Here is a 26,836-nt window from a genome sequence, read left to right on the forward strand (position 1 = left end):
GTCGGGGCACGTGTTCATCCCGTGGCCATCCGCCGGTCTTCCGGTGCTGCGAGGGTCCCCCCACCATGCCCACGCTCGCCTCGTCGCCGCGCCGCCGCAGCCTCGCCGCCTCGGCCCTCGCGGGACTGCTCACGGCGGTGGCCGTGTGCGCCGGGGACGCCATCGCCCGCGTCCACCCGTACGGCCCCCGCCACCGCAGCATCAACGACCTCGGGAACCAGTTCGTCCCCTTCCACGCCCACCTGTGGGACCTGCTGCACGGGCGGGCCGCGGGCGGGCTGCTGCTCAACTGGCAGTCCGGGTACGGAACCAGCTTCCTGCCCGACTTCGGCACCTATCTGACCAGCCCCTTCGCGGTGCTCGTCGGCTTCTTCCCGCGCGCCGAGATCGACCTCGCGGTGTACGTCGTCTCCGTGGTGAAGACGGCGGTCGCGGCGGCCGCCATGGCCTGGCTGCTGCGGACCCTGCGCCGCGGGCCGGGCTGGGGGGCGGCGGTGCTGGGTGCCTCGTACGCCCTGTGCGGCTGGTCGGTGATCGAGGCCTCGTACAACCCGATGTGGCTCGACGGGCTGATCGCCTTCCCGCTGCTGTGTCTGACGGGTGAATGGGCGCTGCGCGGGCGACGGCCGGTGCTCGCGCCGGTGGTGGTCGCGCTGTGCTGGACGGCGAACTTCTACACCGCGTACATGGCGACGCTGGGCGTGGTGCTGGTGCTGCTGGTGCGCGTGGTGCTGACCCGGGAGGGCGTGCGCGCCCGGGCCCGGGTGGTGGCGCGGGCGGCGAGGTCGGCCGTGCTGGGCGTGATGCTGGCGGCGCCGGTGCTGGTGCCGCTGTTCCTCAGCTCGAAGCAGGCCTACCCGGGCTGGACCCGGCAGTTCGCGCCGGTGTCGTGGGCGGACTTCTTCGCGCGGGCGCTGCCGGCGACGTACAGCTTCTCCTCGCCGGCGGTGTTCGTGGGGACCGGGACGCTGCTGCTGGCGGCGGCGCTGCCGCTGCACCGGGGGGTGCCGGCGCGGACCCGGTGGTGGTGGACCGGGCTGGCGGTGGCGGTCGCGCTGTCGTTCCAGTGGACGCCGACGCATCTGGCCTGGCACGTGTTCGCGACGCCGAACGGCAGCCCGTACCGGCAGACCTTCGTGCTGGCCGGGATCCTGGTGATCGCGGCGTGGACGGCTCTGGCGGCGGGCCGGCCGGACGCGCGGGCGCTGGCCGTCGGCGCGGGGGTGCTGGCGGCCGGGGTGCTGTGGGCGACGCGCAGCGCGCTGTCGACGGACGTGGGGTACCTGCTGTTCGCGGCGGGCCTGGCGGGGGCGGCCGGGGCGCTGTGGCTGGCCCGGCGGCACGTCCTGCCGGCGGCGGCGCTGCTGGCGTGCGTACTGGCGGTGCAGGCGGCGGCGACCACGGCGTACGGCCACAAGGGCAAGCTGGGCGGCCTGGACGACTACCCCTCGTGGGGCGCGCCCCACACGGCCCGCGCCAAGGCGCTGGCGGCCGCCGACGGCTGGCCCGCCTACCGTACGGACGCCGGCCGGCCGGCGCTGACCGGCAACGACCCGTTGCTGCTGGGCGGGGAGGGCGGCGCGTACTACAGCAGCCACACCCCGGACGTGTTCACCCGCACGATGGCGGCGCTCGGCGCCGGCTGGACCTCGCGCGGGCGCAACGTCCAGAGCATCGACAACCCGGTCACGGACGCCCTCTTCGCGGTCGGCGCCCGGCTGCGCCCGGACGGCACGGTGGCCCGCTTCCCGACGCTGCCCCTGGTCACGACCCGCCCGGCCGGCCCCGAGGGCGGCTACGGCAGCTCGCCCTTCACCAACCAGGAGCTCCTGCTGGGCGCCCGTGTGTACGAGGCGCCGCTCGCGCCCGGGGTGTGCGCCGCCGGGACGGAGGCCTTCCTGTGGGCGCCGGCCTACAACGCCACGGCCCGCCTGGCGGACGGCCCGGCGTTCCGGCTGAACGGCAACGCCCCGCGCAACCGCGCGGCCCTGCAGCCGCTGGGCGTCTCCCACGGGGACCGCTCCCGCCTCGTCTTCGACCGCGAGCCCCCGGCCGAGTGGGCCCTGGGCTGCCTGGACCGCGGCCGCCTGGACACGGCGGTGGCCGCCCTGCGCGCGGGCGCGGCCACCTCGGTGGAGGTCCTGGACTCGGGCATCCGCGCCCGGCTGGCCCCGGGCGCCACGGGCACGGCGGTCGTCGCCACCCCGGCCATCGCCGGCTGGACCTGCAACGGCCGCCCGCCGGCGGCCCACCTGGGCCTCCTGGCCGCCCCGATCGCGCCGGGCACCACCACCCTCACCTGCACCTTCCGTCCCCCGGGCCTGTACGCGGGCACGGCGGCGGCCTCGGTGTCGGCGCTGACGCTACTGGGGCTGGGCCTCCTCGCGGCCCGGCGGCGGCGCCGGACCGCGGCCTGACCCGCAGGCCGGTCAGCCGGTCAGCGGACCTGGCTCAGCCAGTGGAGGGTGCGGCGGACCTCGGTGGGGAAGGGGTGCGCCGGGCCGTGGAAGCGTTCCGCGTCGAAGAGGAGGCGGGCCAGGGTCTCGTGGGCCGCCGGGCGGTCGCCGAGGGACAGCAGGAGGTGGGCGATGCGGCGGCGGACCTCCAGGGGGAGTTCGGGGTCCGGGTTGGCGTAGTGGTTCTCGAAGAGCGGGAGCAGCGAGCGGTACTCGGCCAGCGCGGCGGCGGGCTCGCCGAGCTGTTCCAGGCACTGGGCGGCGTCGTAGCGGAACCGCAGCGACTGGGGGTCGCCCGCCGGGAACTGGTCGGCCAGCCTGCGCAGTTCGGGCAGGGCCCGGCGGTACTGGCCGTCGTCCATCAGCGTCGCGGCGTACTGCTTGCGCAGGGAGCGGACCACCGGGGAGTGCTCGCCGTGCCGGGCGGCCGCGGCCGGGAGGATGTCGCCGAGGATGTCGACGGCCTGGGTCAGGCGGCCCTGGTCGAGGAGGCCCTTGACCTGGTCGACCGCTGCGGCGATGTCCGGCTGGGCGGGGGCCGGCGGCGCGGGCCGGGGGGCCGGGACGACCGCGCGGTCGGGCCAGGGGGCCATCGGGCGCAGGAAGGGGCGGGTGGGGTCGAGGGGGCCGGCCGGGGTGCCCTGGGTGGGCAGCAGCGGCACCAGGGCCTCGTAGACCTCCTGCGCGGAGGCGGGCCGCTCCTGCGGGTCCTTGGCCAGCAGGTGCAGCAGCACGGCCTCCAGCTGGTGCGGGACCTCCGGGCGCAGCTGGCGCACCGGCAGCGGGGGCTCGTACAGGTGCCGGTGCAGGACGCCGAGCGCGGTGGAGCCGGCGAACGGCACGTTGCCGCTGAGGAGTTCGTACAGCAGCACGCCGAGGGCGTACAGGTCGGTGTACGGGCCGACCGCGCCGCCCATGGCCTGCTCGGGGGCCATGTAGGCGGGGCTGCCGATGGGGGTGCCGGTGTTGGTGAGGCGGGTGGTGTCGGTGTCCATGACGGAGGCGACGCCGAGGTCGAGGACCAGGACGGTGCCGTCCGGGCGGATCATCACGTTGCGCGGCTTGAGGTCCCGGTGCACGATCGGCACCGCGTGCACGGCCGACAGCACCGCGCACAGCTGCGCCACCACCGCGACCGCCCAGGGCCAGGGGTAGGGGTCGTGCTCGGCGAGGTGGTCGGCCAGGTCGGAGCCCTCGACGTACCCCATCACCAGGAACAGCTCGTCGCCGTCGCTGCCCGCGTCGTGGACCGTGACCAGGCCCGGGTGGTCGACCTGCGCCGTGACGCGGCACTCGCGCACGAAGCGGCGGCGCAGTTCCTCGGCGACCGTGCCGGGGCCGGCGACCTTGTCGGGGCGCAGCAGTTTGACGGCGACGCGGCGGTCCAGGCGCCGGTCGTAGGCGGTCCAGACCTGGCCCATGCCGCCCTGGCCGAGGATGGTGGCGAGCTGGTAGCGCTCACCGATGACGCGCTCGGTCACCGGCCCGGTCCCTGCCCGTGGCCGTGTCCGTGGCCCGGCCCGTGGCCGTGCCCGTGGGGGTCCTGGCCCTGCGGGCCCTGGCCCTGGCCGCCGTCCTCGCGGCGCAGCAGCTCGCTCAGCTCGTCGAGTTCGGCGCGGACCTGGCCGATGCGCGGCGCCTGCGGCGGCCCGGCCGGACCGGGTGCGGGCGTGGGGACGGGGGTGGGAGTGGGGGTGGGGGTGTGCGGGGGCATCGGGCCGGCGCCGGGCGGGAAGCCGTAGCCCGGCCGCTGCTCCGGCGGCTTGTAGTACGGCGCGGCCGGCGGCACCTGGGGCTGCGGCTGCGGGTACCAGGTGGCCGCGGCCGGGCGGGGGGTGGCGGCGTAGTGGCGGATGTCCTCGTAGAGGAAGTAGGCGACGACGGCGATCGCGAGGGTCAGCGAGGTGATCATCGCTATGTCGGTGCCGCGCGAGGTCTCGCCGTCGGGGGTCTTGTCCGTGCCGAGCAGCGCGATGCACACAATGTTGATCACCACGGTGACACCGAAGAGCAGCCAGTTGCGCAGTGACCGCGTCACGATGGCGATCTTGAGCATGCTGGCCCACGCGAAGAACCCGCAGGTGAGAATGGTCAGCGCGACGAACAGCACGCGCAACGTCACCTGCAGTCCGTTGTCGGACCCGGTGTGCTGCGGCGGTGGGAGGCCTGGGCCGTGCATCGCTGCTCCTGTGCTTCCTGTGCGGGCGGTACGAGTGAAGTGACGGGTCTGAGCGTATACATGGACGCACGCGGCGGGTCAGGGGATGCACCCAACCGTCATTGCGGTGTGACCGTGCCGTCCGACAGGCCGTCGTAGAGGCCCTGCACGAGCTGTTCGCCGAGCCGGCCGGCCAGCCGCAGCACGTCCTCGAACTCGGCGAGCGCGCGGAAGCGTGTCCCGTAGTGCCGCTGGTCGGCGAGCGGCAGCCGCGGCAGCTGGAGCCGGCGGACGTCGAGGCGGGTGGCGGTGGAGGCGTAGCTGCTGGCCTGGCGGGTGTTGGCGGTGCCGCGCAGGAAGCCGGCCAGGAACCAGGGGTCGAGGGCCTCGGGGTCGGGGCGCAGCAGCTGGAGGTTGCGGCCGAGGGCCGCGCCGGCGGTTTCCGCGGTGACGACCCGGGCCACGGCGCCGCCGCCGACGACGGGGACGACGACGTCGCCGGCCTCGGTGCGCACCGGCTCGTCGGCGCCGGTCCCCGTGTGCAGGGACAGGGCGCCGGCCCGGGCGAGTTCGCCGATGGTGGTCAGCGGCGGCCGGTCGGCGCCGCCGGCCTCGGCGGGCGCCGGGGTGAGCCGGGCGGCCCGGTGCAGGGTGTCGTCGAGGCGTTCGCGTACGGCGGCCAGCTCGGCCAGGCCGCCGGCGGCGGGCGCGGGGGGCAGGTGGCGGCCGGGGGTGAGGTCCACGTCGTCGTCGAGGAGTTCGAGGACGGGCACGCAGCGGCTGACGCCGGGCACCTCCTCGGCGGTGCCGGTGCGGTCGTACGCGGTCCAGGCGTCCAGGACGGCACGGTGCACGGCGGGCCAGGCGGCCTTGCCCTCGCCGGCCAGGGCGGCGGTGTCGACCAGCAGCAGCCCGGCCGGTGGCGGGGTCCGCTCGGGGCCGCGGCCGGCGGGCCGGCGCAGCACCCACAGGTGGAGCGGGATGCCGTACGGGGGCGCCGCCCCGGCGGGCAGGGCGACCACCGCGCGCAGCGCGCCGCGGCGCAGCAGGTCGGCGCGGATGCGGCGGCCGGAGCGGCGGGCGGCGACGGCCGGGGGCATGAGGAGCACGGCGGTGCCGCCCTCGCGCAGGTGGGCCAGGGCGTGCTGGACCCAGGCGAGTTCGGATTCGGTGCGGGCGGGGAAGCCGTACTCCCAGCGCGGGTCGTAGGCGAGTTCGCCGTGGCCCCAGTTGCGCTCGTTGAAGGGCGGGTGGCAGAGCACGGCGTCGGCGGCGAGCTGCCCGAAGCCGTCGGCGCGCAGGCTGTCCGCGGCGGCGGCACGGACCTCGGCGGCGCCGTGCAGGGCCAGCCGCAGGGCGGTGAGCGCGGCGAGTTCCGGGGCGGCGTCCTGGGCATACAGGGCGAAGGGCGTGGCGGCCTCGCCTCCGGCCGCCTCGCGCCCGGCCCGGCCGGCCGGTTCGCGCACCGCGCGCAGCAGGGTGCCCGTGCCGCAGGCCGGGTCCAGGACGCTGCGGGCCGGGCCGGCGAGGTCGGCCATCAGGGCGGCGGGGCCTTCGGGGGTGAGCGTGTACTGGCGGGGGTTGGCGTCGAGGTGACGGCCGAGCAGGAACTCGAAGGCGCCGCGCGCGCCGAGTTCGGCGGCCAGATCGGCGGCGCCGCGCAGCAGCGGCATGTGCGCGGGCGGGGCGGAGCGGTGCAGCGGGTGGCCGGGGCCCAGCCGCGCGGTGAGCACCTGGTCGAGGACGGGCCGCAGGACGGTGGCCATGCGGTCGTCCGAAACGGCCGTCAGCTCCAGCCAGTCGGTGGGCCGGTCCCGTACGACGAGCAGCGCGCAGCCGGCTTCGACGAGCGCGGCCACGGCGCCGCCGGGGTGGCCGCAGACCTGCTGCCAGACACGTTCGCGCAACGGGACCTCGGCGAGCTTGCCCTGGGCGCGCAGCCACGCCTCGACCTCGGCCAGGGCGAACGAGGGGCTGGTCTCGGTGCCGCCGACCGGCCGGGGGAAGTCGGCATGGCGGCGGCGCCAGTTGCTGACGGCGGCGCGGCCGACCCCGGCCAGGCGGGCGATCTCGGCCGCGGTGACTTCGGCGGCAGTGCCTCCGGCGGCGGCTTCGGCGGCGGCGGCTTCGGCAGCGGCGGCTTCGGCGGCGATGTGGTCCGGCATGCGCCGAGCATACCGAGCCGTGGACACACGGGAATCACTGTCTCCCCGTGAACCGGATCAAATACTGGATTCGCGTTGACTCGGTTCACAGAGATCTGCTGTGATGACTCCCGTCCCACCGATCGGCCCTTCACCAGGCGAGAGAGAGGCACTTCCATGTCCCGCACCGCGAAGCAGCGCACCGCAGTCACGGCTTTCGGCGTCGTCCTGACGCTGTCCCTCGTCGGCGCCTGCTCGGCAGCCGACGACGGCGGCAACGGCAGCGGCGGCAACGGCGGGACACCGCAGTCCGCGGCCCCCGCACCGGCGCAGAGCGGCGGGACCGGCGGCACGGCCGGGCAGTCCAAGCCGCAGGACACGGCGCAGGGCAAGGCCGCCGCCAAGGGCGACGGCACCTACCAGGTCGGCACGGACATCAAGCCCGGCACCTACCGGACCACCGGGAACACCTCGCTGGGCTGCTACTGGGAGACCGCCAAGGACTCCACGGGCGAGATGGAATCCATCAACGCCAACGACAACGTCACCGGCGCGAGCTACGTGACCCTGACGGACGCCGACAAGGTGTTCAAGTCCACCGGCTGCAAGGACTGGTCCGCCGTCGACGACAAGGCCGCCGGCGCCGCGCCGAAGACCGAGTTCGCCGGCAACGGCGGCATGTTCAAGGTCGGCGCCGACATCGCCCCCGGCACCTACAAGTCCGCCGGTATCGCCGAGGGGTCCGTGGGCTGCTACTGGGAGCGCGCCAAGGACGCCCGGCACGGCCTGGAGTCCATCGCCGCCAACGACAACCCCACCGGCCCGGCCGTCGTGACCATCACGGCGCAGGACGGCTACTTCAAGACCACGGGCTGCTCCGACTGGAAGAAGTCGGGCTGACTGCCCACCCCACCCCCGCACAGAGAGTCCCCGCATGCGTCCCCTCCCCCGCACCGCCCGCCTCACCCTCGTCACCGCGGCCGCCCTGACCGGCCTGAGCGGCCTGACCGGCTGCCTTCCCGGCACCACTGACGCGGGGCCCTTCGCCGGGCAGTCCGGATCCGAGATCGCCGACCGGTCGACGGCGGCCCTCAAGGGCGCCACCTCGCTGACCATCTCCGGCACGGTCCGCGACAAGGGCAAGCCGATCCAGATGGACATGGCGGTCAGCAAGGGCGGGGACTGCCGGGGCACCATGACGCTGCCCGGCGAGGGCGCCTTCGAGCTGATCCGTACCGGCGAGCTGGTGTTCATCAAGGGCGACGAGACCTTCTACCGCACCCAGGTGAAGGACCTGCCCAAGGACCAGGCGGACGAGGTGCTCCGCCAGCTCGCCGGCAAGTGGGTCAAGTCCCGGGCGACGGCGCAGGACTCCAAGGACCTGTCCGAACTGTGCGACCTCGACCAGCTGCTGACCATGTTCGAGAAGAGCAAGGGCACCGTGAAGGGCGGCACGGCCGACGTCGGCGGCAAGGAGGCCGTGAAGCTGACCACGATGACGCAGGACGGGATCGAGACCCTCTACGTCGCCACGCAGGGCGAGCCGTACCTGCTCAAGGCCGTCCTCACGGGCAAGGACCCGGCGGACGTCACCTTCTCGAAGTTCAACGAGCCGGTCCAGGCCACCCCGCCCGCCGGCGAGGTCGTCGACAGCGACCAGTGACCGGCCGGCGCCGCCCGCCCGCGACCGCGCGTCAGCGCGCGAGCCGGGCGGGCGGCGCCGTCGGCGTCCCCCCGGTGGGGAGCCGCTCGCCGGGGCACCCGTCGAGCACCCGCCGCATCGCGTCCCGCTCGGCCTCGGTCACCCACAGCCCGTACTTCCGCTTCACGGAGACCTGCGCGGCGACGTACCGGCAGCGGTAGGACCGGTCCGGCGGCAGCCAGGTCGCGGCGTCGCCGTCGCCCTTCTCACGGTTGGCGGCCGCGTCCACGGCCAAAAGGTTCAGCGGGTCGTTTATGTCGGCACCCGCAACTGTCTCACCGACCCCTCCGTTATGTGCGCGTACAGCTTGTCTCACACCGGGGAGGGTGGCTCGCGCGTGATGGAGTCAGAAGAGGCGGATGCCAGTGCCGGGACGCTGGTGCTACTGCACCGGACGGCGCTCGGGGCGCCACCCATCGACCCACTTCCCTTCGACGGGGACACGGTCCTTCAGCGAGCCGGCGCCAACGAGGGCAGACCTTTCATCCTCGGACCGGACGGCGGCTACGACCACCACCTGAACCGCTTCCTGCGCGACCTGGAGAACTGGGGCGTGCGATCGGAGAACAGCCGCATCGCCTACAGCACCGACGTCATGCTCTACTGCCGCTTCCTGCACGAGTCCCGAGGCGGCAAGTCCATCTGGGACACGGACGGTGCCGACCTCCGCGCCTACAAGGCCGTACGCCTGCACGGCAACGGACCGGGCAGCGTCTCGGTGGCGACCTGGAACCGCTCCATCGCGGCGCTCGACAAGTGGGTGCAGTGGTCGCTGCACGAGGAACTGTTGTCGGCCGAACCGTTCCGGTACGTCGACAAGACCGTGGTGTCCCCTCAGGGACCGAAGCGCGTACGGGTCAACGCCGACGCCGAGCCCGAGGTGCCCGGACAGCCGATCCGGTTCCTCTCACACGAGGACTTCATGCTCTGGCGGGACGTCGGGCTGCGCGGGCTGCTGCCGGACGGCTCCCCGGACGCCAAGTGGCGCGGACGCAACGGCGAACGCAACGCTCTCTTCGCCGACCTCCTGGTCTGCACCGGCATGCGGCTGGGCGAGGCCGCGAGCCTGCTGACGACGGAACTGCCACCGGTGACCGGCAGACGCCTCATCGGCGGCATCACCGTCTCGGCCGCCGTAGCCAAGCGCGGCAGGGCACGCACGGTGTACGTCCGCCCCCGGGTGGCCCGCGACCTGCACCACTACGTCGGTATGGAGCGTGACGAGCTGGTGCAGCGACGGCGCGTCCAAGGCGTGTACGACGCGGTTGGGGACCAGCTGCCGGTACGCCGGGCGAGCCGGCACGCGCTGGTGGTCGAGAACGGAACGAGCTGGTCGTACTCGCGCATCGGTGCGGCGGACCGAGCACGACTCGTCCAGGTCGACAGCCGAGGAAGCATGGTCGGTCCCCTGTGTCTGTGGCTCGGTGAGAACGGACTGCCGCTGCGGCGCAGTACCTGGCAGTCGGTCTTCCAGCGGGCGAACGAGCGGTGTGCCGCCTTCGGGATCGATGTCGACGTCCACCCGCACACCCTGCGGCACACGTTCGCGGTGCACATGCTCGGCCTGCTGCTGCGACAGACCGTCCGGGCACTCGGCATGCGTGAGGACCGCCGGTTCACTCACGCGGAAGTGAAGCGCCTACTCATCGGCAACCCCCTGCGCAAGCTCCAACTCCTGCTCGGCCATCGCCACGAGGCGACCGTCTACACATACCTCGACGTCCTGGACGAGGCCCAGGAGATCGTCCTCGCCGCTCTCGGCGACTGGGACGAACAGGCCGCCGCCTTCGAGCGGATCCCCTTGGACGCGGAGGAGGACCGGTGAGCCCGCGCCGCGTCCGCTTCCCTGCCGCTGTGGAGACCCCCGCCACGGCCGAGCCCGTGCCGACGATCGGCCCGGTGATCTTCACCGTGGATCTCAACGGAAGTCCCGAAAACATCGACCTGTCAGGGCTCCCGTGTCCGCGTCTCACCCGGGCGCTCGCCTCCGCTCTCGCTGAAGTCGTCAGCGCTCCCGGCACCCTGCGTGACCGCAATGGTGTCCGCTATGTCGTCAAACGCATCCGGGAGTTCGTCGAGTTCACGGCCGCCGCCCTACCGGACTCCGCCTCCGACCTGCGTCTCAGCGACCTGGAGCCCGATCTCCTGGACGCGTTCGAGACGCGTCTGATCGCTCAGTACGGAGGGACGAGCAAGGAGCCGTACCTCACCATGACGTACCTCGTGCGGCTTCTGAAGCTGGTGCACGAGGCGCACCCCGACGCCTTCGGGGCCGCCTTTCACGCCCGTCTGGGCTTCACGTCGGCATCGGCCCACCGGGCGTCGAAGCCACTCGACGCGTACCCGTTCCCGGTGCTCGACGCACTGGAGAACGCCGCCCGGGACGATGTCGCCCTCATCCGCGACCGGATCCTGGAGGGCGAGAAGCTGGCGGCCACGGGCCGCGACCCGCGCCAACACGGGTGGGACCGGCTGGAGAACGTCCTCTGGTTCATCGCCAACCACGGCCCGCTGACCGTCGACGACGCCTCGTACAAGGTCCTGCGCCCGTTGGGCGGAAGAGAGGAACTCAACGGTCGTCTCCACCTCACCGCTGGGGACCTGGTGCCCTTCCTGCTCCTTCTCGCCTGTCAGACGGGCATCGAACCCGAGTGCATCCGGCAGCTGCGCTCCGACTGTCTGGCGAGTCCGGCACGCGGCTACGTCAGCATCGCCTACGTCAAGAAACGCGCCCCGGGTTCCACGCACAAGACGGTCAGGGTCACCGATGGCGGCTCGCTGCGCTTCCCCGGTGGCGTGATCCGGCTGGCCCTGCGCCTGACGAAACGCACCCGCGAGCTGATCGACAGCGACGCACTGTGGTGCGACGTCGGTCGTCACGGCCAGGCCCGGGCATCCTTCGACGGTCCCCAGGGGTCGGCCGTGAGCCGGCAGTGGATGTCCGAGCGTGGGCTCGACCGCCTCAACGACCGTGACGGCGGGCCCGTCGCCCTCGACCTGCGGCGGGTACGGAAGACCGTCAAGTCCCGTCAATACCTGCGGGCCGGCGGGGTCCTTGAGGACTTCGCCTCCGGCCACACCCGGCCGGTCGCCGCGAAGCACTACGCGGACATCGGCGCGCACGAGGAGACCCACGAGCAGGCAGTGGAGGCGGGCCTTGAGCAGGCGCTCGGCGCGACGCTTTCACCACCTGTAGTGCTGTCGGACGACGGCGCACGACTCGACGACGGCCAGGCGGCGCTGACCACGCGGGAAATCGAGTCGGCGCTCTCCGGCGAGCAGGACGTATGGCTTGCCTCCTGCCGTGACTTCTTCGCCTCACCGTTCGCGCGCAAGCCTGGGGCTGCCTGCCCCGTCCCGGCCTGGGGCTGCCTGGAGTACCCGAACGCGGTGTTCACCAGCCGACACCTGCCGAGCCTGCTGTCCTTCCTGGACTTCCTGGAGCGACAGCGCGAGGAGTATCCGGCCGCTGAGTGGACCACGCGGTTCGGTCTCGCGTGGGACCGCATCGTCCACGGTGTCCGCGCCCGCTTCAGCACGCGCCAGATCGCCACGGCGCAGGTCATCGCCGAGGGCGGCGGCGATCGCCTGCTGCTGCCCGCGTCGTTCCTGGAGGTCATCGCATGACTGCCTTCCCCGAGTCGCGGACCGGTGATCACGACCTGTCCTCAACCTCGGAGTACGTGCTCCCGGAACGGCTCACGCGGGGCCTGCCGAGCCGGGGCCCACTCCTGTCCGAGGACGTCTGGGACCTGCGGTGCGTCCTGCCCCGCACCTGGCGGACGTGGCGACTCGACTTCACGCAGATCTCCGATCCGGTGACGCGGCGCACGGCAAAGGAGTATGTCGCCTCCCGCCTCCACCGGGGATCCCTGGGCCTCGGCCCCATGAAAGCCACGGCAGCGGCCGGAGAGCTGCGCGTCTTCATCTCCGTGATGAACGACCTGCGGGAAGTGGGCGCCCCCCAGTTGTCCGCCGTGAACCGCACCCACCTGGACGCCGTGCTGACGAGGTGGATGCCCAGCCCGGGCACTGCCGTCCGTAACATCACGCTTCTCAAGCACCTGGCCGCCCACGGGCCGTTCCTATCCCGGGACCGGCTGAACGTCCTGCCATGGAACGGCCGCAGTGCCTATGCCGTCGCTGGGGTGCGGCGGGTCAAGGGAGAGAACGCCACCCCGCGCATCCCCGAGGAGGTCCTCGCGCCGCTGCTGCGGGCAGCGGTCTTCTACGTCGAGAAGGCCAGCGGCGACATCCTGGCCGCCCAGCGGGAGATTGCCGCGCTCGAAGCAGCACGCACAGGCCAGAACCTCGGCCACGGCCAGGCTCGCGAACGGGTTCTGGCCTTCATCGCCGAACGCCGCGCGGCCGGTCGGGGCATCCCCGGGCTTCCCCGCGAGACCGCGCACACCGTGCCCGAAGCCGTCACCGTCGACGGCGTACCGCAGAGCCCCAACCACCGCCTCGTCTCCCTTCTGGCAGGCTGCGGCAGCTCCGCACACCTGCGACCGCTGATGGCCCAGGCCGGCGAGGACATCGGCTACGAGGAAGGCGGCCTGGACACTCCGATGTCCGAGTGGCCGGCCACTGGAAGGCCGTGGCGCCCGCGGCTCAGCCCCTTCACGTTGCCAACGAGCTGTCCTTCCTGCGAACGGCGTGCTGGATTGTCATCGCTTATCTGTCAGGGATGCGGGACGTGGAAGTGCGTGAGCTGGACCGCGACTGCGCCACTACCGAGACCGGTGCCGACGGGCGGCCCCGGCACAAACTCCGCGGACGGGTCTACAAGGGGAAGGACCGCAAGCTCAGCGGGGACGAAGCCGAGTGGGCGGTCCTGGACGTCGTGCACCGGGCCGTCGCCGTTCTCAGGGAGATCAACGACGACCCCGGCCACCTCTTCGGCTACGACGGCGGCGGCCGCAACGGATACGTGCTCCTCAGCAACATGCCCCGGCGCATCCGGACATTCCGGGATCACCTCAACGAGCTGTTCAGCACTGAGGACGAGCTCTACGTCCCACTGACGACGCCCAGGGACGAGCACCCCCCGAACGAGGAGGACGAAATCGAGGAAGACGTGCCAGAGTCCACGGCACTCCCCTGGGCCTTCGACACCAGGCAGTTCCGGCGCACCCTCGCCTGGCACATCGCCCACCAGCCCTTCGGCGTGGTCGCGGGCGCCCGTCAGTACAAGCACACGGCGATCACCATGTTCGAGGGATACGCGGGAACCTCCGCTTCCGGCTTCGCCGACGAGGTCGCCGCCGAGGATGCCGTCGCCAAGCTCGACTACGTCGAGGACCTCTACCACGACTGGAACGAGGGTGGTCGCTCCGCAGGCGGCGCCGCCCTGCGCATCGAGGCCGAGTTCGACCGCATCCGCAGCGAACTCGGTGACCTGCCCGGCGCCGTGGCCAGTCCTTCCCGGCTCCGGACGCTGCTGCACCACCTGACGAAGACCCTGCACCCCGGCGTGCTCAACGACTGCTTCTACCAGGCTGAAGCTGCCGTGTGCCGCAAGCGCGCCAAGCCATTGGGTCGTCCTGTCCCCATGCTCGACATGTGTATGCGCTGCCCCAACTCCCGCCGCTCTGCCGTCCACGTGCCTCGCCTGGAGCGAGCGCACGACATGGCACAAGCAGAACTGGGCGAGGCAACCGACCTCCCGCGACTCCAGCACCTCGCCATCACCGAGCACTTGGCCACGCTCACCCACTTGATCGTCGAGATCAGCCATGAGGACACCCTCCGATGACGGATTCCACGAACGAGACCCTCCTGACCGTCCGCACTGCCTTCGCCCGCTTGGCCCGGGAGAACTCCGGGCTGACCGACATCGACCACAAGATCATGCGCGCGTTCGAGCAGCTCATGCTCGGCCGCCCCGAGATCACGGACGGCCGCACGTCGGCGGTGAACATCTGCGCCGAGGCCGGCGTCTCCCGAGCCTCGTACTACCGCTCTCCCGTCGCCGCGGTGATCAAGGGGATTCTCGGCTCTCCCGAGGCCAGACGTCCGGAGTCCGACGAGCTCAGGCAGGAGATCACACGCCTGAAACAGTCCGAGCGGGAACTCCGGAAGGAGAAGGCGGACGAGATCAGGGAACTGCGTGCCACCGTCGCGGCGTACGCGAACCAGATCCAGGTCCTGGCTCTCAGGAACGCGGAGTTGGAGGCGGACACCCGGCGACTTCAGGCCCAACTCGACGGAGGCCGGAAGGACGTGGTCAAACAACTGAGGCGATCGCAGGAACCGGCCACCTGACTACCTCAGTCGCAAGCAGCATGCAGGACGGTGCTCAGTCGGTGTCCGTCGCGGCCAGCACCGCCAGCCGTCGGCCTTCTGGAGAGACCGATGCAAGGCCGATGTCCCAGGCCACGCGCTCGAACCACTCGGTGGCGGCGTCGAAGCCGTACCAGGCACACTCCCGTGCACATGCTTCGACCGCCTCAGCAGGGACACCCTCCGCGGCCCCGGCGAGGCAGGCCAGGGACTGCCACGCGGCCAGTCGGCCGTAGGCACCGCGAGCACCGGAGTTGTAGGCCCCTCCCGAGGACGCGGCGGCGAAGAGCACCCGCCATGCCTGGTCCGGTGGACAGGCCACGACCGAGAAGGCGGTCTTCCTCCCCGCGTCCTTCAAGCACTGCAGCTCCAGCGTCAGCAACGCACTCGGCACCGATTCGGCGTCCAGAGGAGCTGCCAGGCCGAAGACTCGTGCCTCGATTCGTCCGTTCGACTCCTCGGCCCAGTTCGCCACGGCCACGCTGATGCGCTTGGCAACGGCAGGGGTCGTCGTCTCCTCGGCCGACGGCACGTGCGCCCCGCGTTCGACCGCCACACGACCGTTCTCCGACGGGCCGTACGGCATCGAGTGGCTGCTGCCCCGGGTGCTGTAGCTCGGCAGATCCGGCTGTCCCTCCACGTCCGACAGCGCCAAGGGCAGCCAACCCAGAGGATGGTGCTTCCAGTGTGGCGATGTCGCCCACCCTGCGATCCCCGGCGTCTCCGTGACTGCGACGCCCCTGAGCACGAGCTCATGGACCAGGCAGGCACGCAGCTCCTCAGAGGCGTTCCCGGTGAACGCCGCGGCGAGTTCCTCTGCCGGATGACCCGACGCCAGCAAGGATGCCGTGTAGTGATCCAACTCCCTTTGGGCGACTTCCGTCGAGGAGACCAGCCGCAGCGCCTGAACCACGTTCCCGGGGCCGGGATTGGTGGCCAGAAGCCGGAGCAGGTGGTCGAAGACGCTCCCGTACTGCCAGATCGGCCTGGGCTCGGAGCCATACGCCCCGGCGAGCGCGATGCCGAGGTCCGCGACGAAGGCAGCGTCCCCTTGTGCCAGACGACGGTCGGCCACCTTCCAGACGTCGGTGACACTCTTCAGGGTCGGCAGTTCCTTCACGATCTTCTGTATGCGATCAGCCACGGCAACGGAGCATAGGCGTCCCTCAGCGCGAAGGCGACGGCATTTCCCCAGGTCATCGAGGTGCTCTCAGTCCCCGCACTGCTTGAGCATCATTTCCTTGTCCGAGGCCGTCACTGGGAGCTCATACTTTTCCGCGACCTGTGCGAACCGCACCGCATAGGAGCACCGGATCGCCTTGTTCGGCGGCAGCCAGGACGCCGGCCCCGAGTCGCGCTTGGCAGAGTTCGTGGATCCCGAGACCGGCAGGAGGTTCAGCACGTCGTTGGCCAGCCGCTGCCGCTTCTCCTTGCTCCAGCGAGCGGCGCCCATCTGCCAGGCGTACGACAACGGCACTACATGGTCTATCTGCACTTCGGCGGCCTTCGCCTTCTGCCAGTCGATGTCCTTGCCGGTGTACGGGTCGTACAGGTCCATCGAGACGACCACGCAGTCGGAGCCGTCGCGGAACCGAACGTTCTGCCCGTGCAGCTTCAGCAAGTCATTCCGCGTGTCACAGCCGTTCCGGGCCAGTGGCACACCGTCCGTCGTGTCCATCCACGCGTAGCCGAACTCGTCCCGGTCGTATCCGGTCTTCGGCCCTCGCGCCTTGGTCGACAGCTTGGAGATCAGCTCACGCGCTGTCGTCTCGTCCTTCTCGGACGCGATCGGGGCAAGCCCGGGCTTCGTTCCGTCAGGGGCGGCCAAAGGGCTGGCTCCGTACTTGGCGGACGAGTCACCGCCTGATGAACCACTCTCGCCGGACAGTCCGCTTCCCGTACAGCCCGCCAGGAACATCCCGACAGCCAGTGCAGCACCGGCACGCAGCACGTCGCTCGTGAGACACCGTTTGGACACGCAGCCACCCCGCCCCTGAGACACGTCAACGTGAGACATCTATGCCGCCAACATAAGGTCGTTGGCGAACGCGACCCGCTTGCCGCGGTCCCAGCCGCCCGCGCCCTTCTGCCAGGCGTCGGAGAGGGCCACGACGTGGTCGATGTCGATCCCGCCACCGCCGGCGCCGCGCCGGTAGCGGATCCGGCCGCCGGTGTAGGGGTCCTTCTCCAGCACCCCGGAGACCACCGTGCACGCGCCGCCGTCCTTGAACGCGGGGCCCGCCAGGTCCCGTTTGAGTATGTCGTCGCGGGTGCCGCAGCCGTTGGAGTCGGTGTCCAGCCAGGCCTTGCCGAACTCCTCGCGCGCGTATCCGGTCCTGGGGGCGCGGCCCTTGACGGACAGAGTGTCCACGGCGGCCCGGGCGGGTGCGCCGTCCGCAACGCCCGGTCCGGGGGCGGGCGCGCCGCCCGGCGCCGGGGAGTCCTGTGTGCAGCCCGCGAGGACGGTGGCGCAGAGCAGGGACAGGACGGGGGGCACCAGGCGGGAGCGCATGGGGCCAGATCCTAGACGGGCCCTCGCCGAGCGAACGGGCGAAAAGCGGCGTAACGTCACAAAAGGAGCACGAAGGGAGCCCTCGCATGGGGATTTTCGACAGGTTCAAGGGCCACAAGGACAAGGCCAAGGAGATGTCCGACCGTCTCGAGCAAGAGGCCAACACCCGGACCGGCAACAAGTACGAGAAGCAGGTCGACCAGGCCCAGCAGGAGGCGGAGAAGCGCCTGGGAATCGACGACGACCCCAACCGGTAGCCCCGCCCCCCCCTTTCCCCGCGTATCCACGCGTCACGCCCGACCGGGAACCGCCCGCGTACCCGCACGCGCGGGCGGTTCCGGTGCGTCGTAGCGCTACGAGCCGAGGATGGTGGCGAGGAACTCGCCCGTCCAGGCCAGCAGTTCCCGCCCGACCAGCGGCTTGCCGCCGATCCTGCCGGTCTTCGGCCGCGGCACCAGCACCTGCGAGGTCGCCGGCTTGATGACCGACCCCGGGTACAGGCGCTTCAGGCGCAGCTCCTGCGACTCGCGCAACTCCACCGGCCCGAACCGGATGTTGTTGCCCGCCAGCGTGATGTCACCGACCCCGCAGGCCCGCGCCAGCATCCGCAGCCCCGCCACCAGCAGCAGGTTCTCCACCGGCTCCGGCAGCTTGCCGTAGCGGTCGGTGAGCTCCTCGCGCACCGCCGCGATGTCGGCCTCCGACGCCGCGGCCGCGATCGCCCGGTACGCCTGCAGCCGCAGCCGCTCGCCGGGCGCGTAGTCGTGCGGGACGTGCGCGTCGACCGGCAGCTCGACCTTGACCTCCAGCGGCGGCTCCTCCTCCGCGCCGCCCTCCAGCTGCGCCCGGTAGTCCGCGACCGCCTCGCCGACCATCCGCACGTACAGGTCGAAGCCGACCCCGGCGATGTGCCCGGACTGCTCGCCGCCCAGCAGGTTGCCCGCGCCGCGGATCTCCAGGTCCTTCATCGCCACGTACATGCCCGCGCCCATCTCGGTGTGCTGGGCGATGGTGGCCAGCCGCTCGTGCGCGGTCTCGGTCAGCGGCTTCTCCGGCGGGTAGAGGAAGTACGCGTACCCGCGCTCACGCCCGCGGCCCACGCGCCCGCGCAGCTGGTGCAGCTGCGAGAGGCCGAAGTTGTCACCGCGCTCGACGATGAGGGTGTTGGCGTTGGAGATGTCGATGCCGGACTCCACGATCGTCGTGGACACCAGCACGTCGAACTTCTTCTCCCAGAAGTCGACGACGACCTGCTCCAGGGCCTGCTCCGACATCTGGCCGTGGGCGGTGGCGATCCGCGCCTCGGGCACGATCTCGCGCAGCTTGGCGGCCGCCCGGTCGATGGACTCCACCCGGTTGTGGATATAGAAGCACTGGCCCTCGCGCAGCAGTTCGCGGCGGATGGCCGCGCCGATCTGCTTCTCCTCGTACGGGCCGACGAAGGTGAGCACCGGGTGGCGCTCCTCCGGCGGGGTGGTGATCGTCGACATCTCGCGGATGCCGGTCACCGCCATCTCCAGGGTGCGCGGGATCGGGGTCGCCGACATGGTGAGCACGTCGACATTGGCGCGCAGCTTCTTCAGCTGCTCCTTGTGCTCGACGCCGAAGCGCTGCTCCTCGTCGACGATGACCAGGCCGAGGTCCTTGAACTTCGTCTCGGAGGAGAACAGCCGGTGCGTGCCGATGACCACGTCCACCGAGCCCTCCTTCAGGCCCTCCAGGGTGGCCTTGGCCTCGGTGTCGGTCTGGAACCGCGACAGCGCCCGCGTGACCACCGGGAACTGGCTGTAGCGCTCGGAGAAGGTCCCGTAGTGCTGCTGCACCAGCAGCGTGGTCGGCACCAGCACCGCGACCTGCTTGCCGTCCTGGACGGCCTTGAAGGCGGCGCGCACGGCGATCTCGGTCTTGCCGTAGCCGACGTCGCCGCAGATCAGCCGGTCCATGGGGACGGACTTCTCCATGTCCTCCTTGACCTCGGCGATGGTGGTGAGCTGGTCGGGCGTCTCCGCGTACGGGAAGGCGTCCTCCAGCTCGCGCTGCCAGGGGGTGTCGGGGCCGAAGGTGTGGCCGGGGGCAGCCATCCGCGCGCTGTAGAGCTTGATGAGGTCGGCCGCGATCTCCTTGACGGCCTTCTTCGCCCGCGCCTTGGTCTTGGTCCAGTCGGCGCCGCCGAGCCGGTGCAGGGTCGGGGCCTCGCCGCCGACGTACTTGGTGACCTGCTCCAGCTGGTCGGTGGGGATGTACAGGCGGTCGCCGGGCTGGCCGCGCTTGGCGGGGGCGTACTCCACGAGCAGGTACTCGCGGGTGGCGCCCTGGACGGTGCGCTGCACCATCTCGATGTAGCGGCCGACACCGTGCTGTTCGTGCACGATGTAGTCGCCGACCTCCAGGGTGAGCGGGTCGATGGTCTTGCGGCGCCGGGTCGGCATCCGCCCCAGGTCCTTCGTGGCGGTGCGCTGCCCGGTCAGGTCGGTCTCGGTGAGGACGGCGATCTTCAGGGCCGGGTCGACGAAGCCGGTGTCGAGGGAGCCGCAGGCCACCTGGACCAGGGACGGCTCGACCCGGCCGAGGTCGGCCTCCAGGCGGGCCGCGATGCCCTCGCCGCCGAGGACCTCGACGGTACGGCTGGCCGGGCCGTGGCCCTCGGTGACGTACACGGTCCGCCAGCCGTCGGCGATCCAGCCCTTGGTGTCGGCCAGCGCGCGGGCGGTGTCGCCGCGGTAGGCCTCGGGGGCGTGCATGCCGAGCTTGAGGGTGTCGTCGGACAGTTCGTCGTCCGCGGCGAACGGCGAGACCGACCACCACATCATGCCGAGCTCACGGGCCCGGTCGCGGACGTCGGCGATGCCCCACAGGGAGGCCGCGCCGACGTCGATGGGCGCCTCGCCGCCGCCGGCCGTGGCCGCCCAGGACGCCTGCAGGAACTCCTGGCTGGTCGCCACCAGGTCCGCGGCCCGGGTCCGGACCCGCTCGGGGTCGCAGACGACGGTCATCGCGCCCGCGGGCAGCACGTCGAGGAGCAGCTCCATGTCGTCGACGAGCACCGGCGCGAGGGATTCCATGCCCTCGACCGCGATCCCCTCGGCGATCTTGTTCAGGAGCTCGCCCAGCTCGGGGTGCGCCTCGGCGAGGGCGGCGGCCCGCTCCCGTACGTCGTCGGTCAGCAGCAGCTCGCGGCAGGGCGGGGCCCACAGGCCGTGCTCGGCGACCTCCAGGGACCGCTGGTCGGCGACCTTGAAGTAGCGGATCTCCTCGACGTCGTCGCCCCAGAACTCGATGCGCAGGGGGTGTTCCTCGGTGGGCGGGAACACGTCGAGGATCCCGCCGCGTACGGCGAACTCCCCGCGCTTCTCGACGAGCTCGACGCGGGCGTAGGCGGCCGCGGCCAGCGCGGCGGTGATCTGGCCGAGGTCCACGCTCTGGCCCTGGCGCAGACTGACCGGCACCAGGTCCCCCAGGCCCTTGACCTGCGGCTGGAGCACGGAGCGGATCGGGGCGACGACGATGGAGACGGGGCCGGCGGCCGGGTCGTCCTTGCTGGGGTGCGCCAGCCGGCGCAGCACCGCCAGGCGGCGGCCGACGGTGTCGCTGCGGGGGCTGAGCCGCTCGTGGGGCAGGGTCTCCCAGGACGGGTAGTCCACCACCGAGCTCTCCAGCTCGGGCGGCATCAGCGACCGCAGCGCCGCGGCCAGGTCCTCGGCCTCGCGGCCGGTCGCGGTGACCGCGAGCACGGTCCGCTCGGTCCTGCGGGCCAGCGCGGCGACGGCCAGCGGCCGGGCGGCGGCCGGCCCGACCAGGTCGACGTGCATCCGGTGCCCGTCACCGGCGGCCTGGACCGCCTCCCCGAGGGCGGGGTCCGCGATGACGGCGTCGAGCAGTCCGTGCAGGCTCATGAAGGCTTTCCATCCGCAGGTCTCGGGGGCAACGCGAAGGGCCCGACACGAGAACGGGCCGGGGGTACCCACCCTACGACGCCCCCGCGCCCGCCGCGCGAGGGATGGTCACTCCCCGCGCATGCGCCGCGCCCGTGCGGCGCCTGCGCGTCCGCGCGGCGCGGGAGGCGGCCGCGCGGGAGCCGGGCACGCGGGAGGCGGCCGCGCGGGGGCCGGGCACGCCGGTGGCCCCCGCCCGCGCCGGGGTTCCGGCGGGGCGGGGGCCACTGGACCCCCGTGCGACCTGGACGCGGAGCTACTCGCTCGCGATCGCGTTCAGGACGTTCATCCGGCCCGCCCGGAACGCCGGGACCAGGGCCGCGAACAGACCCACGAAGGCCGACCCGGCGAACACCGTCAGGATCGTCGCCCACGGGATCTGAAGGACCTTCATGCCCTCCAGGGCCAGCAGCTGCTGCGCCGTCGCGCCCCAGCCCATGCCCAGCCCCAGGCCCAGCAGCGCACCGAAGAGGGCGATGACCACCGACTCCAGGCGGATCATCCGGCGCAGCTGGCGCCGCGAGAGACCGATCGCCCGCATCAGCCCGATCTCACGGGTCCGCTCGACCACCGACAGGGCCAGCGTGTTCACCACGCCCAGGACCGCCACGATGATCGCCAGACCCAGCAGCCCGTACACCAGGTTCAGCAGCTGCCCCACCTGGTCCTTCAGGGCCTGCTTGTAGTCGGTCTGGTCCCGCACCACGTACTGCGGGTACGCCGCCAGCGCGTCCTTGAGCCCGGCGTACGCGGTGTCCGCCTGCCCGGCCTGCGCCTTGGCCAGCACCATGAACGGCCGCGGCATCCGGTCGGCCGGCAGGTTCGCCTCGGCCGTCGCGGTGCTGATGTACTTCACGCCCTTGTCCAGGTTGCCGTCGTCGTGCGTGATCGCCGCGACCTTCAGCTTCGCCGTCTTTCCGCCCGTGAAGGCGACCGTCAGCTCGTCGCCCACCTTGACGCCGTGCTCCGTGGCGTACAGCGAGCCGACCGACATGGCACCCGTGCCGTACGCGTCCTTGTGCTCCCCCGCGATCATCTTGCGGCGCACGTCGTCGGCGTACGTCGGGTCGGTGACGCTCAGCTCCGTCAGGGCGCTCGACCCGTCCGGGGCGGTGACCTTCGCCTCCACTTCGCGGTACGCCGTCACGTGCGCCAGACCCTTGGAGGTGCGCACCGCCTGCTCGGCCTGCGGCATCATCGGCTGGCCGTTGTCCGCGGTGACCATGTAGTCCGCGCCGACCGTCTTGTCGAGCTCCTCCGTGGCCGAGGCGACCATCGAGGAGCCGACCACCGACAGGCAGGCCACCAGCGCCAGCCCGATCATCAGCGCGGCGGCCGTGGCGCCCGTACGCCGCGGGTTGCGCAGCGCGTTGCGCTCGGCGAGCCGGCCCACCGGACCGAAGGGCCGCAGCACGACGCCCGAGAGGACCCGTACCACCACGCCGGCCAGCACCGGGCCGATCACGATGAAGCCGATCAGCGTCAGCACCACGCCCAGGCCCAGCCACATCGAACCGGGCCCCGCCTTCTCGGCGGCCGAGGTCGCGTACAGCGCAGCCCCGCCCGCACCGGTCAGGACCAGGCCCAGGACCGCACGGAGCACACCGGCCTTGCGGTCGCCGGGCGTGCCGGCGTCGCGCAGGGCGGCCATCGGAGACACCTTGCCCGCCCGGCGGGCCGGGACGAGGGCCGCGACGACGGTGACGACCACGCCGAGGACCAGGCCGATGACCGGCGTCGGCCACAGGACGGTCAGGTCCGAGGTGGACAGCTTCATCCCCATCGCGCCCATCAGCTTCATCAGGCCGACGGCCAGGCCGATGCCCGAGGCGATGCCCAGGACCGAGCCGACGACGCCCAGCAGCAGCGCCTCGACCAGGATGGAGCGGTTGATCTGGCCGCGGTCGGAGCCGATGGCCCGCATCAGGCCGATCTCGCGGGTGCGCTGGGCCACCAGCATCGAGAAGGTGTTGAAGATCAGGAAGATGCCGACGAGGAAGGCGATCCCGGCGAAGCCGAGCATCACGTACTTCATGATGTCGAGGAAGGAACCGACGTCCTTGCGGCCCTCGTCCGCCGACTCCTTGGCGGTCTGCAGCTTGTAGGTGTCCGCGCCCACCGCGGCCGCGATGTTCCCCTTGAGCGCCTCGTCGCTGACGCCGTCCTTGGCGGTGACGCCGATGTTGGTGAACTGGCCGGGCCCGCCGAGGAGTTCCTTCTGCGCGGTCGCGGTGTCGAAGTAGACGACGGTCGCACCGGGGTTGGTCACCTTGTACCGGGCGAGCCCGGAGATCCTGGCGGTGAAGTCACCGGTGACGGCGATCGTACGGAGCTGGTCGCCGAGCTTCAGCTTGTGCTTGGCGGCCGTGTCGGTGTCGACCATCACCTCGGTGGGGCCGCGCGGCGGGTGGCCGGCGGTGACCTCCATCGACTTCAGCTCGTTCTCGCTCCAGCTGGCCGCGATCGTCGGCGCGCCCGAGGTGGGACCGACGTTCTTGTTCCGGTCGTCGACGACGGTCACGGACATCGAGACGACGAAGCCCTCGGCGGAGCCGACGCCCTGGACGGCGGCGACCTTGGCGACGGCCTCGGCCGGCAGCGTCTCCGGCCGCCCGCGCTGCGGGTTCTCGTCGCCCGACTCCGGGGCCTTGGCGGAGACGGTGACATCGGCGGCCGTCGTCGCGAACAGCTTGTCGAACGTGGTGTTCATCGTGTCGGTGAAGACGAGGGTGCCGCAGACGAAGGCGACGGAGAGCAGCACCGCGACGGCCGACAGCGCCATCCGCCCCTTGTGCGCGACGACGTTGCGCATCGAGGTCTTCAGCACGCTCATGACGTCCGCCCGCGCGCGTCGAAGTCCTTCATGCGGTCGAGCACCTGGTCGGCGGTCGGGGCGTACATCTCGTCGACGATCCGGCCGTCGGCGAGGTAGAGCACGCGGTCGGCGTACGAGGCGGCGACCGGGTCGTGGGTGACCATCACGATGGTCTGGCCGAGCTCGTCCACCGAGCGGCGCAGGAAGCCCAGCACCTCGGCGCCGGCCCGCGAGTCCAGGTTTCCGGTCGGCTCGTCGCCGAAGATGATCGCGGGACGGGCGGCCAGGGCGCGGGCCACCGCCACACGCTGCTGCTGGCCACCGGAGAGCTGGGTGGGACGGTGCTTCAGCCGCCCCGCCAGACCCACGGTCTCCACCACCCGCTCCAGCCACTGGGCATCGGGCTTGCGGCCGGCGATGTCCATGGGCAGCGTGATGTTCTCCAGCGCGTTCAGCGTCGGCAGCAGGTTGAACGCCTGGAAGATGAAGCCGATCTTGTCCCGGCGCAGCTGCGTGAGCTTCTTGTCCTTCAGCCCGGTGATCTCTATGCCGTCCAGGTGGATCTGGCCGCCCGTCACCGTGTCCAGACCGGCCAGGCAGTGCATGAGCGTGGACTTGCCCGAGCCCGACGGGCCCATGATCGCGGTGAACTGCCCCCCGTGGATGTCCACGTCCACATGGTCGAGCGCCACCACCCGGGTCTCACCGGTCCCGTAGGCCTTGACGACCTGCCGCGCCCGTGCCGCGACGGCCACCCCTCCAGTACCCCCGTGCCTGGTTTCGGTCACTGCCGTTGTCACGGTCTTCTCCTCATGTGGTCGCGCACGCGTCGTCGCGTCGTCAGGTCGAAGTCTGTGGCCCGGGGATGACCTGGCGCGCTGGTGCCCGGCGCCGTATTCGGCGGGGGGTTAACCCCACCCCGTGCTCGTAGGAACCAGTTAAGAACCGGCCAGGCGCCCTGTCCTCCTCCACCGGGACGAGACGCCCCTGGACCGTAATGAGGAGCAACCCCTAGGGGCTCTCCGCCCCCCGGGGGAGCGGGCCTGGGGGATACCGCCCGACGGGGGCCGATGAGATGGTGTTCCCCGAAACTGCGTGCACAGTGAAAGGATCTTCGTGGGTACAGGGGAGAGCCACGACGCGGCCGCCCGCGCCGGCCACGGCACGGGCCCGGACACCGGCCCGCGGCCCCAGCACGCACCGGGACGGCCCGGCCGGCCCGGCCGCCCCGTCGTCGCCGCCCTCATGCTCGCCATGGCACTGGCCGCCCTCGAAGGCACCATCGTCGCCACCGCCGTCCCCCAGATCGTCGGCGACCTCGGCGGCTTCTCCGTCTTCTCCTGGCTCTTCTCCGGCTACCTCCTCGCCGTCACCGTCACCCTTCCCGTGTACGGCAAACTCTCCGACACCTTCGGCCGCAAACCCGTCCTCCTCTTCGGCATCGGCCTCTTCCTCGCCGGCTCCCTGCTCTGCTCCCTCGCCTGGAACATGGCCGCGCTCATCGCGTTCCGCATCGTCCAGGGCCTGGGCGGCGGCGCCCTCCAGGGCACCGTGCAGACCCTGGCCGCCGACCTCTACCCCCTCAAGGAACGGCCCCGGATCCAGGCCCGGATGTCCACCGTCTGGGCCACCTCCGCCATCGCCGGCCCGGCCCTGGGCGGCCTGCTCGCCGCGTACGCCCACTGGCGCTGGATCTTCCTGATCAACCTGCCCCTCGGCGCCCTGGCCCTCTGGCTCGTCGCCCGCCACCTGCGAGAACCCCACCGCCGGCCGGCCACACGCGGCCCCGTCGACTGGGCCGGCGCCCTCACCGTCTTCGCCTGCGGCGCGACCCTGCTCCTCGCCCTGGTCCAGGGCGGCGTCGCCTGGCCCTGGACCTCCGCGCCCTCCCTGGCCCTGTTCGCCGCGAGCGCCGCCCTCGCCGGAGCGGTCGTCCTCGTCGAACGCCGCGCCGCCGAACCCATCCTGCCCGGCTGGGTATGGCGCCGGCGCACCATCGCCGCCGTCAACCTCGCCATGGCCGCCCTCGGCCTGCTGATGGTCGCCCCCATGGTCTTCCTGCCGACGTACGCCCAGTCCGTCCTCGGCCTCGACCCCATCGGCGCCGGCTTCGTCATGTCCGTCATGACCCTCAGCTGGCCCCTGTCCGCCGCCCTCAGCCAGCACGTCTACCGGCGCATCGGCTTCCGCGACACCGCCGCCCTCGGCATCGCCCTCGCCGCCGTCATCCTCTTCTCCTTCACCCTCCTGCCCCACCCCGCCCGGCCCTGGCAGCCCGCCCTGATCATGCTGCTGCTCGGCGCCGCCCTCGGCCTCTTCCAACTCCCGCTGATCGTCGGCGTCCAGTCCACCGTCGGCTGGTCCGAACGCGGCACCACCACCGCCTCCGTCCTGTTCACCCGCCAGGTCGGCCAGAGCGTCGGCGCCGCCCTGCTGGGCGCCGTCGCCAACGCCACCATCTCCGCCCGCCTGGCCGACTCGCCCCTGCCCGGCCTGCCCACCCACCTCGACGACGTCTCCCGGGCCCTGGACCAGCCCGGCCTGCTGCCCGAGGCCGCCGCCGACCACCTGCGCGCCGCGGTCGCGGCCGCCGTCGACCACATCTACCTCGGCGCCGCCTGCGCCGCCCTGGCCGCCCTGCTGGTCCTGCTCCTCCTCGCCCCGCGCCGCTTCCCGGTCCTGCCCGAACAGCACGAGGAATGAACCCGCCCGCGGGTCGACTTGTCATGACCCCTTCCCGGGGGTAGACCACTGCGGGGGCCGCACCCCCATCCGGGTGACGCACCCGTGCCGGCACACACCCGCGCCGACACGCACGCCCCTGCCGGCACGCGC

19 protein-coding genes and 1 pseudogene are annotated in these 26,836 nt (G+C 72.1%); 9 read left to right on the forward strand and 11 right to left on the reverse strand.

Features of this window, described 5'->3' with window-relative positions:
* The first annotated feature begins 65 nt into the window (after nt 1-65).
* On the forward strand, nt 66-2,417 hold the full coding sequence (locus ACIPXB_RS20840) for a YfhO family protein (protein ID WP_401451966.1): 2,352 nt from the start codon (nt 66-68) through the stop codon (nt 2,415-2,417).
* A 20-nt stretch (nt 2,418-2,437) separates the two neighbouring features.
* Here the strand turns inward: ACIPXB_RS20840 and ACIPXB_RS20845 are convergent, their stop codons facing one another.
* The 3 genes from ACIPXB_RS20845 to ACIPXB_RS20855 all read right to left on the reverse strand — a co-directional run bounded on the left by ACIPXB_RS20845 (nt 2,438) and on the right by ACIPXB_RS20855 (nt 6,779).
* Complete coding sequence (locus ACIPXB_RS20845) at nt 2,438-3,937, reverse strand: protein kinase (RefSeq protein ID WP_401451969.1); 1,500 nt, start codon at nt 3,935-3,937, stop codon at nt 2,438-2,440.
* Nucleotides 3,934-4,578 carry a hypothetical protein gene (locus tag ACIPXB_RS20850; RefSeq protein ID WP_401451972.1) on the reverse strand — a complete coding sequence of 215 codons (645 nt, stop codon included), beginning with the start codon at nt 4,576-4,578 and terminating at the stop codon, nt 3,934-3,936. Before ACIPXB_RS20850 ends, ACIPXB_RS20845 begins: the two co-directional genes overlap by 4 nt.
* A 155-nt stretch (nt 4,579-4,733) precedes the next feature.
* Nucleotides 4,734-6,779 (reverse strand): N-6 DNA methylase, encoded by a 2,046-nt coding sequence (locus ACIPXB_RS20855; RefSeq protein ID WP_401451975.1) that lies wholly within the window; start codon nt 6,777-6,779, stop codon nt 4,734-4,736.
* A gap of 156 nt (nt 6,780-6,935) precedes the next feature.
* Here ACIPXB_RS20855 and ACIPXB_RS20860 point away from each other — a divergent pair, with 156 nt between their 5' ends.
* Both ACIPXB_RS20860 and ACIPXB_RS20865 read left to right on the forward strand, forming a co-directional pair.
* The gene (locus ACIPXB_RS20860; RefSeq protein ID WP_401451978.1) at nt 6,936-7,658 is read left to right on the forward strand and encodes a hypothetical protein; all 723 of its coding nucleotides are present in this window, start codon (nt 6,936-6,938) and stop codon (nt 7,656-7,658) included.
* 34 nt (nt 7,659-7,692) lie between these two features.
* Nucleotides 7,693-8,421 (forward strand): hypothetical protein, encoded by a 729-nt coding sequence (locus ACIPXB_RS20865; RefSeq protein WP_401451981.1) that lies wholly within the window; start codon nt 7,693-7,695, stop codon nt 8,419-8,421.
* Nucleotides 8,422-8,452: 31 nt separating this feature from the next.
* Here ACIPXB_RS20865 and ACIPXB_RS20870 read toward each other — a convergent pair.
* Nucleotides 8,453-8,713, reverse strand: a pseudogene (locus tag ACIPXB_RS20870) (HNH endonuclease family protein); the annotation flags it as partial.
* 87 nt (nt 8,714-8,800) lie between these two features.
* Here ACIPXB_RS20870 and ACIPXB_RS20875 point away from each other — a divergent pair.
* Entirely contained in the window at nt 8,801-10,285 is a 1,485-nt protein-coding gene (locus tag ACIPXB_RS20875) for a tyrosine-type recombinase/integrase (protein ID WP_401451984.1), read from the forward strand.
* The gene (locus tag ACIPXB_RS20880) at nt 10,282-12,087 is read left to right on the forward strand and encodes a hypothetical protein (protein WP_401451987.1); all 1,806 of its coding nucleotides are present in this window, start codon (nt 10,282-10,284) and stop codon (nt 12,085-12,087) included. The genes ACIPXB_RS20875 and ACIPXB_RS20880 overlap by 4 nt, the downstream gene beginning before the upstream one ends.
* A gap of 458 nt (nt 12,088-12,545) precedes the next feature.
* Here ACIPXB_RS20880 and ACIPXB_RS20885 read toward each other — a convergent pair whose 3' ends face one another.
* Nucleotides 12,546-12,920, reverse strand: coding sequence for a hypothetical protein (locus tag ACIPXB_RS20885; RefSeq protein WP_401451990.1), 375 nt, complete (start codon nt 12,918-12,920; stop codon nt 12,546-12,548).
* A 236-nt stretch (nt 12,921-13,156) separates the two neighbouring features.
* Between ACIPXB_RS20885 and ACIPXB_RS20890 the strand changes: the two genes are divergently transcribed.
* Both ACIPXB_RS20890 and ACIPXB_RS20895 read left to right on the forward strand, forming a co-directional pair.
* Nucleotides 13,157-14,215, forward strand: coding sequence for a hypothetical protein (locus ACIPXB_RS20890; protein ID WP_401451993.1), 1,059 nt, complete (start codon nt 13,157-13,159; stop codon nt 14,213-14,215).
* A complete protein-coding gene (locus ACIPXB_RS20895) occupies nt 14,212-14,724 on the forward strand; it encodes a hypothetical protein (RefSeq protein WP_401451996.1) in 513 nt (170 codons plus the stop codon). The genes ACIPXB_RS20890 and ACIPXB_RS20895 overlap by 4 nt, the downstream gene beginning before the upstream one ends.
* A gap of 34 nt (nt 14,725-14,758) precedes the next feature.
* On the opposite strand, the gene ACIPXB_RS20900 is transcribed toward ACIPXB_RS20895, so the two are convergent.
* The 3 genes from ACIPXB_RS20900 to ACIPXB_RS20910 form a co-directional block, all read right to left on the reverse strand.
* Complete coding sequence (locus tag ACIPXB_RS20900) at nt 14,759-15,886, reverse strand: DUF6183 family protein (protein ID WP_401451999.1); 1,128 nt, start codon at nt 15,884-15,886, stop codon at nt 14,759-14,761.
* 66 nt (nt 15,887-15,952) lie between these two features.
* Nucleotides 15,953-16,660 (reverse strand): HNH endonuclease family protein, encoded by a 708-nt coding sequence (locus tag ACIPXB_RS20905; RefSeq protein WP_401452165.1) that lies wholly within the window; start codon nt 16,658-16,660, stop codon nt 15,953-15,955.
* Between the two features lie 99 nt (nt 16,661-16,759).
* Complete coding sequence (locus ACIPXB_RS20910; RefSeq protein WP_401452001.1) at nt 16,760-17,254, reverse strand: HNH endonuclease family protein; 495 nt, start codon at nt 17,252-17,254, stop codon at nt 16,760-16,762.
* Nucleotides 17,255-17,340: 86 nt separating this feature from the next.
* Between ACIPXB_RS20910 and ACIPXB_RS20915 the strand changes: the two genes are divergently transcribed.
* Nucleotides 17,341-17,511, forward strand: coding sequence for an antitoxin (locus tag ACIPXB_RS20915; RefSeq protein ID WP_401452004.1), 171 nt, complete (start codon nt 17,341-17,343; stop codon nt 17,509-17,511).
* Between the two features lie 96 nt (nt 17,512-17,607).
* On the opposite strand, the gene mfd is transcribed toward ACIPXB_RS20915, so the two are convergent.
* The 3 genes from mfd to ACIPXB_RS20930 form a co-directional block, all read right to left on the reverse strand.
* Entirely contained in the window at nt 17,608-21,147 is a 3,540-nt protein-coding gene (gene mfd, locus ACIPXB_RS20920) for a transcription-repair coupling factor (RefSeq protein WP_401452007.1), read from the reverse strand.
* Nucleotides 21,148-21,442: 295 nt separating this feature from the next.
* Nucleotides 21,443-24,019 carry an ABC transporter permease gene (locus ACIPXB_RS20925; RefSeq protein ID WP_401452009.1) on the reverse strand — a complete coding sequence of 859 codons (2,577 nt, stop codon included), beginning with the start codon at nt 24,017-24,019 and terminating at the stop codon, nt 21,443-21,445.
* Nucleotides 24,016-24,801 (reverse strand): ABC transporter ATP-binding protein, encoded by a 786-nt coding sequence (locus ACIPXB_RS20930; protein WP_401452012.1) that lies wholly within the window; start codon nt 24,799-24,801, stop codon nt 24,016-24,018. Before ACIPXB_RS20930 ends, ACIPXB_RS20925 begins: the two co-directional genes overlap by 4 nt.
* A 316-nt stretch (nt 24,802-25,117) precedes the next feature.
* Here ACIPXB_RS20930 and ACIPXB_RS20935 point away from each other — a divergent pair, with 316 nt between their 5' ends.
* On the forward strand, nt 25,118-26,704 hold the full coding sequence (locus tag ACIPXB_RS20935; RefSeq protein WP_401452014.1) for an MFS transporter: 1,587 nt from the start codon (nt 25,118-25,120) through the stop codon (nt 26,702-26,704).
* Nucleotides 26,705-26,836: the final 132 nt, after the last annotated feature.

Origin of the sequence: Streptomyces sp. NPDC090022 (genome assembly GCF_044748145.1) — a bacterium.
In the GTDB taxonomy this organism is placed as follows: Bacteria; Actinomycetota; Actinomycetes; order Streptomycetales; family Streptomycetaceae; genus Streptomyces.

Bases quoted from the DNA above. Each gene is read 5' to 3' on its own strand.
- ACIPXB_RS20840 (WP_401451966.1), top strand. From the start codon at position 66: ATGCCCACGCTCGCCTCGTCGCCGCGCCGCCGCAGCCTCGCCGCCTCG.
- ACIPXB_RS20855 (WP_401451975.1), bottom strand. From the start codon at position 6,779: ATGCCGGACCACATCGCCGCCGAAGCCGCCGCTGCCGAAGCCGCCGCC.
- ACIPXB_RS20860 (WP_401451978.1), top strand. From the start codon at position 6,936: ATGTCCCGCACCGCGAAGCAGCGCACCGCAGTCACGGCTTTCGGCGTC.
- ACIPXB_RS20865 (WP_401451981.1), top strand. From the start codon at position 7,693: ATGCGTCCCCTCCCCCGCACCGCCCGCCTCACCCTCGTCACCGCGGCC.
- ACIPXB_RS20875 (WP_401451984.1), top strand. From the start codon at position 8,801: ATGGAGTCAGAAGAGGCGGATGCCAGTGCCGGGACGCTGGTGCTACTG.
- ACIPXB_RS20895 (WP_401451996.1), top strand. From the start codon at position 14,212: ATGACGGATTCCACGAACGAGACCCTCCTGACCGTCCGCACTGCCTTC.
- ACIPXB_RS20905 (WP_401452165.1), bottom strand. From the start codon at position 16,660: ATGTTCCTGGCGGGCTGTACGGGAAGCGGACTGTCCGGCGAGAGTGGT.
- ACIPXB_RS20910 (WP_401452001.1), bottom strand. From the start codon at position 17,254: ATGCGCTCCCGCCTGGTGCCCCCCGTCCTGTCCCTGCTCTGCGCCACC.
- ACIPXB_RS20915 (WP_401452004.1), top strand. From the start codon at position 17,341: ATGGGGATTTTCGACAGGTTCAAGGGCCACAAGGACAAGGCCAAGGAG.
- mfd (WP_401452007.1), bottom strand. From the start codon at position 21,147: ATGAGCCTGCACGGACTGCTCGACGCCGTCATCGCGGACCCCGCCCTC.
- ACIPXB_RS20925 (WP_401452009.1), bottom strand. From the start codon at position 24,019: ATGAGCGTGCTGAAGACCTCGATGCGCAACGTCGTCGCGCACAAGGGG.